Raw genomic sequence first — 4,028 nt, forward strand, 5'->3', positions numbered from 1 at the left:
AGGGACTGCCCGTGGATATCTATGTCACGCGGGGACATGCCTACGTGGTGTCGGTGCGCGACGGGGCGGAGCCGGGAGGGCTCACGGTGTTCGACGTGAGCGACAAGTCGGCCCCGGTGCTGAAGAAGACGCTCAGCCTGCCGACGGACAACTACTGGAACGGGGTGTGGGCGAAGGGGAACGCGCTCTATGTGGCGAGCGCCAGCTCGGGCGTGATCGTCTTCGACATCTCCAATCCCGCGGATCCCCAGTACGTGCGCAACTACCCGACGGGAGCGGGGGCGATCGACGTGCACACGGTGTTCGTGGAGGGGGAGCGGCTGTACGCGATGTCGCCGGACCCGGTGCCCAAGACGCTCATCTTCGACGTCCGCGAGCCCCTGACGCCGGTGCTGCTGGGCGAGTACGCGGAGCCGGATGCGGCGCTGGATGCGCGGCTGGGCTACCCGCATGACGCGCTGGCCTTCGAGGGGCGGCTGTACATCAACCACTGGTCGGGCGGGTACTTCATCGTCGACGTGAAGGAGCCGGGCGAGACGCGGAAGCTGGGGACGTACACGTACCCGTACGCGACGAGCCACGCGAACGCGGTGGGGCGGTACGGGGACCGGCTGATCGCCTTCGAGGGAGGGGAGAACTGGGGAGCGCACCTGCGGGTGCTGGACGTGACGGACCCGGCCAACCCCCAGCGCATTGGCGCGTACGCGCTGGAGCCGAACGCCTCCATCCACAACATGGTGCTGAAGGAGGGGCGGCTCTACCTGGCGCACTACCACCACGGGGTGAGGGTGCTGGACGTGTCGACGCCGGAGAGCCCGAGGGAGGTGGCGCACTTCAACACCTTCCGGGAGACGGATCCGGGCCGGGGCGAGAGCTTCTACGAGGGGGCCATTGGCATCCGCGTGCCCGGGGACGGGTACGTGTACGTCATCGACACCTCACGCGGCCTGCTCCTCTTCCCGGAGCCGTGATCCCCCCTTCGGGGGCCCTTCGTCGAAATAAGGGCCCCTGAACTCGACGGCGCGTGATACCTGAGGGAACATCCGGTAATTCAGTGCGGTTGGATACCGGACACCCAAGTCCAATGGGGTGACAGCCCCGGTCCAGGTGCTTAATTTGAAGCTCACGGCGCTCCGCTCGAGCGCATGACGGGCGGCCATTCGGCCTCTCGTCTGCTCGGCGGGTCGCTTACATGCCTTCCAGGACCGTCCGTACAGGCCCGATCTCGGGAATGAGACCGGGCTTTTCCATCACTCTCTCTCTTCTCTGGAGACTTATGACCGTCACATTCATCAAACGACAGAAGGAGCGGGCCCGTCAGCAGCGCAATCAGGACAAGGAGGTCAAGCGCGAGGAGCGCAAGCGCCTGAAGGCCGAGCGTCCGACCGCCACCGACGGCGTGGACCCGGACATCGCGCACATCGTCCCAGGTCCCCAGCCGCTGCTGGATCAGTGAGCCACCCGCTCGTGGACTGCCCGCGGGCTCAGCCCCGCTGGAACTCCAGGAAGTACTGGTCCGGGAGGAAGTCATGTGCCCGGACCAACCTGTAACCCGCCGCCTCCAGCTCGCCCCCCACCTGCTCGGGGGACAGTTTGTGCGCCGCTGGCGGGCCCTTCGGTGATTCCTTCCGGAAGTCGATGATCACCACCCGCGCCCCGGGCCGCAGCTTCTCCCCGAGCTGGCGCAGGTAGGTCACGCGCTCTCCGATGTGGTGGTAGGTGTTCACGATGAGCGCCACGTCCACCGGTTCCGGCAGCTTGGGGTCTCCCGGCTCGCCCAGCACCACCTCGAGGTTGTTCGCGCCCTCGCGCCGTGCGCGCTCGTCCAGGTAGCGCGCCATGTCCGGCTCGATGTCCACGCCGTAGACGCGTCCCCGAGGCACCGCCCGCGCCAGCCGTATCGCGAAGTAGCCCGTTCCCGAGCCGATGTCCGCCACCTTCGCGTCCGAGGGGAGCGCCAGGGCCGCGACCACCTCGTCCGGCTTCTGCCAGGCATCCCGCTCCGGCTCCTCGAAGCGCTTGGCCCACTCCTCCGCGTTCTCGAAGCGGTGCGGCATCGCCCCGGGGTGGGCCCCGTGAGCCGCTCGGTGCTTGCAGCACGCCGTGGTCGATAGGAGCATCGCGGTGAAGAGGGGCAGCAGGACTCGGGGGAAGGGGATCGCGCTCGGTGTCATGGGGGCTCCGGTTGAGAGGCTCGGAATTGGTCTTCAGTCTAGCGGCCGATGCACATACCCTGTGGGCGGAGACGACCCGCTGGTCGAGGACAAGAGATCAACATGCTGCGTGTGAAGGCCCACATCGCTCCGTCAGGTATCCATGGCATCGGTCTGTTCGCGGGCGAACCCATTCCGACGGGAACGGTGATCTGGGAGTTCGAGCCCCCGGTGGATCAACGGTTCACCCCGGAAGAGGTGGCCCGGATGTCGCCGGAGATGAAGATGTTCCTGTCGCGCTATGCCTACAGCGAGCGGGGTACGCTCGTGCTGTGTGGCGACCACGCGCGGTTCATGAATCACTCGCCGACGCCGAACTGCGGCAACGACTCGACGCGTAAGTTCACGCTGGCGCTTCGCGACATCGCGCCGGGCGAGGAGCTCACGGACAACTACGCCACCATGGAGGACAGCTGGGACGTCTTCAAGGGCATCATCGAGCCCGAGCGGATGTGAGGGGACACGTCCCCTCGTCCCGCCCCTGCTCCTACAGCGACACGGGGTGGGTGCGCAGCCACTCCTGGGCGCGGCGGATGCGCTCGACGGCCACGGGCAGCTTCATGTCCGTGAGCAGCTCGCGGTAGGGCTCCAGGTCCTCGGCCGTCCATGACGTCTTGGCCTCGAGGTCCGCGCGCACCACCTGCTCCTCGGCCGAGCGCGCCTCGGGCTCGTTGCGTGAGGTGAGGATGGCCGCGAGCACCATGCGCACCGGCTCCGCCTCGAAGGCCACGGCCGCATCGGTGAAGAAGGCGCGCGTCACCTCGTCGAGCGTCGTGTCCTTCGACCGGGCCCGCATGCGCTCCAGCATGCCCGCGACGAACTCCCTGTCATCCTCCAGCGCGGCCTTCGCCGCACCGAGGAACTTCGTCACCGACGCGCGCCGGACGTCGGCATCCGGGTCGGGCGTCTTCAACGCGCGCAGGGACTCCCAGAGGACGCTGGTGAGCCACACCTGCTCCTCGGGGGTGAAGACCGAGGGCGTGGTGGGCTCGCGCATGGCGGCCTCCACCCGCGCCGAGCGCTCCCGCGCCTCGTGGGCGATGCGCGCGGCGAGCTTCGGGTCCGACTCCACGTACTTCACCAGCGGCTCCATCTCACCCTCGCCCGCCTTGCGCATCGCCTCGCGGGCCTCGTCGGAGATGTCCTCCGCGCTGGAGGTGAGCACCTCCAGCTTCGAGGCCAGGGACTGGCGCTGGCGCATGCTCCACTCCTGGAACTGCGCGTCGAACACCACGTCCAGCACGGGTCTGTCCTCGGGCTGGAACTGGCCGGTCTTCGGCGTGGAGGCGAGCAGCGCGCCCAGGCACAACGCCTGCCGGTCCTCGGAGGAGAGTCCCGCGGTGGTGGCCCGGGCCAGCAGCGTGGTGCGCAGCCGCTCCAGGAAGGCGCGCGTCCCCAGCTCGCGCACCGTGCCCACCCGCAGCGCGTGCTTGGCCTGGGCGGGGTCCCTTTCGATGGCCTCCTCCAGGCGCTCCACCTGCCGGGAGACGTGCTTGTCGAAGCTCTCGGCGTCGAAGCGCAGGCCGGGAGCCGGGCCCCACTCCTTCAGCAGCTCGCCCAGCCGCTCCAACGTCTCGGAGACGCGCGACATGTCGGACTGGCCCAGCATGTCCAGCGCCGCCTGGAGGTCCTGCGCGAGCGGGTGCGCGGCGGCCGGAGGCGGGTTGCTCGCCGCTTCCCGCGCGCGCTCCTCGGCGGCATGGCAGGCCTTGTACTTCTTGCCACTGCCGCAGGGGCAGGGGTCATTGCGACCGGGCTTCTGACGGCTCACGTCGTTGCACCGCTCGGAAGAAATGACGAGGCCCGACACCCTCG

Annotated in this window: 5 protein-coding genes; 3 read left to right on the plus strand and 2 right to left on the minus strand. The window is 68.6% G+C overall.

Annotated elements, in window-relative coordinates:
* Both VF794_RS15820 and VF794_RS15825 read left to right on the plus strand, forming a co-directional pair.
* On the plus strand, positions 1-971 hold a 971-nt coding region (locus tag VF794_RS15820), incomplete at its 5' end, for an LVIVD repeat-containing protein (protein ID WP_414640911.1).
* A 305-nt stretch (positions 972-1,276) separates the two neighbouring features.
* Entirely contained in the window at positions 1,277-1,456 is a 180-nt protein-coding gene (locus VF794_RS15825; RefSeq protein WP_331111242.1) for a hypothetical protein, read from the plus strand.
* 28 nt (positions 1,457-1,484) lie between these two features.
* Here VF794_RS15825 and VF794_RS15830 read toward each other — a convergent pair whose 3' ends face one another.
* The gene (locus VF794_RS15830; RefSeq protein ID WP_331111243.1) at positions 1,485-2,174 is read right to left on the minus strand and encodes a class I SAM-dependent methyltransferase; all 690 of its coding nucleotides are present in this window, start codon (positions 2,172-2,174) and stop codon (positions 1,485-1,487) included.
* Between the two features lie 102 nt (positions 2,175-2,276).
* Here VF794_RS15830 and VF794_RS15835 point away from each other — a divergent pair, with 102 nt between their 5' ends.
* Positions 2,277-2,669, plus strand: coding sequence for an SET domain-containing protein (locus VF794_RS15835; RefSeq protein WP_331111244.1), 393 nt, complete (start codon positions 2,277-2,279; stop codon positions 2,667-2,669).
* 31 nt (positions 2,670-2,700) lie between these two features.
* Here VF794_RS15835 and VF794_RS15840 read toward each other — a convergent pair.
* Positions 2,701-4,028 (minus strand): YecA family protein (locus VF794_RS15840; protein ID WP_331111246.1); only part of this gene is annotated, 1,328 nt, incomplete at its 5' end.

The sequence above is a fragment of the Archangium sp. genome, from assembly GCF_036389735.1.
GTDB lineage: Bacteria > Myxococcota > Myxococcia > Myxococcales > Myxococcaceae > Archangium.

Excerpts from the sequence above, each read along its gene's own strand:
- VF794_RS15825 (WP_331111242.1), top strand. The coding sequence starts at position 1,277 with ATGACCGTCACATTCATCAAACGACAGAAGGAGCGGGCCCGTCAGCAG.
- VF794_RS15830 (WP_331111243.1), bottom strand. The coding sequence starts at position 2,174 with ATGACACCGAGCGCGATCCCCTTCCCCCGAGTCCTGCTGCCCCTCTTC.
- VF794_RS15835 (WP_331111244.1), top strand. The coding sequence starts at position 2,277 with ATGCTGCGTGTGAAGGCCCACATCGCTCCGTCAGGTATCCATGGCATC.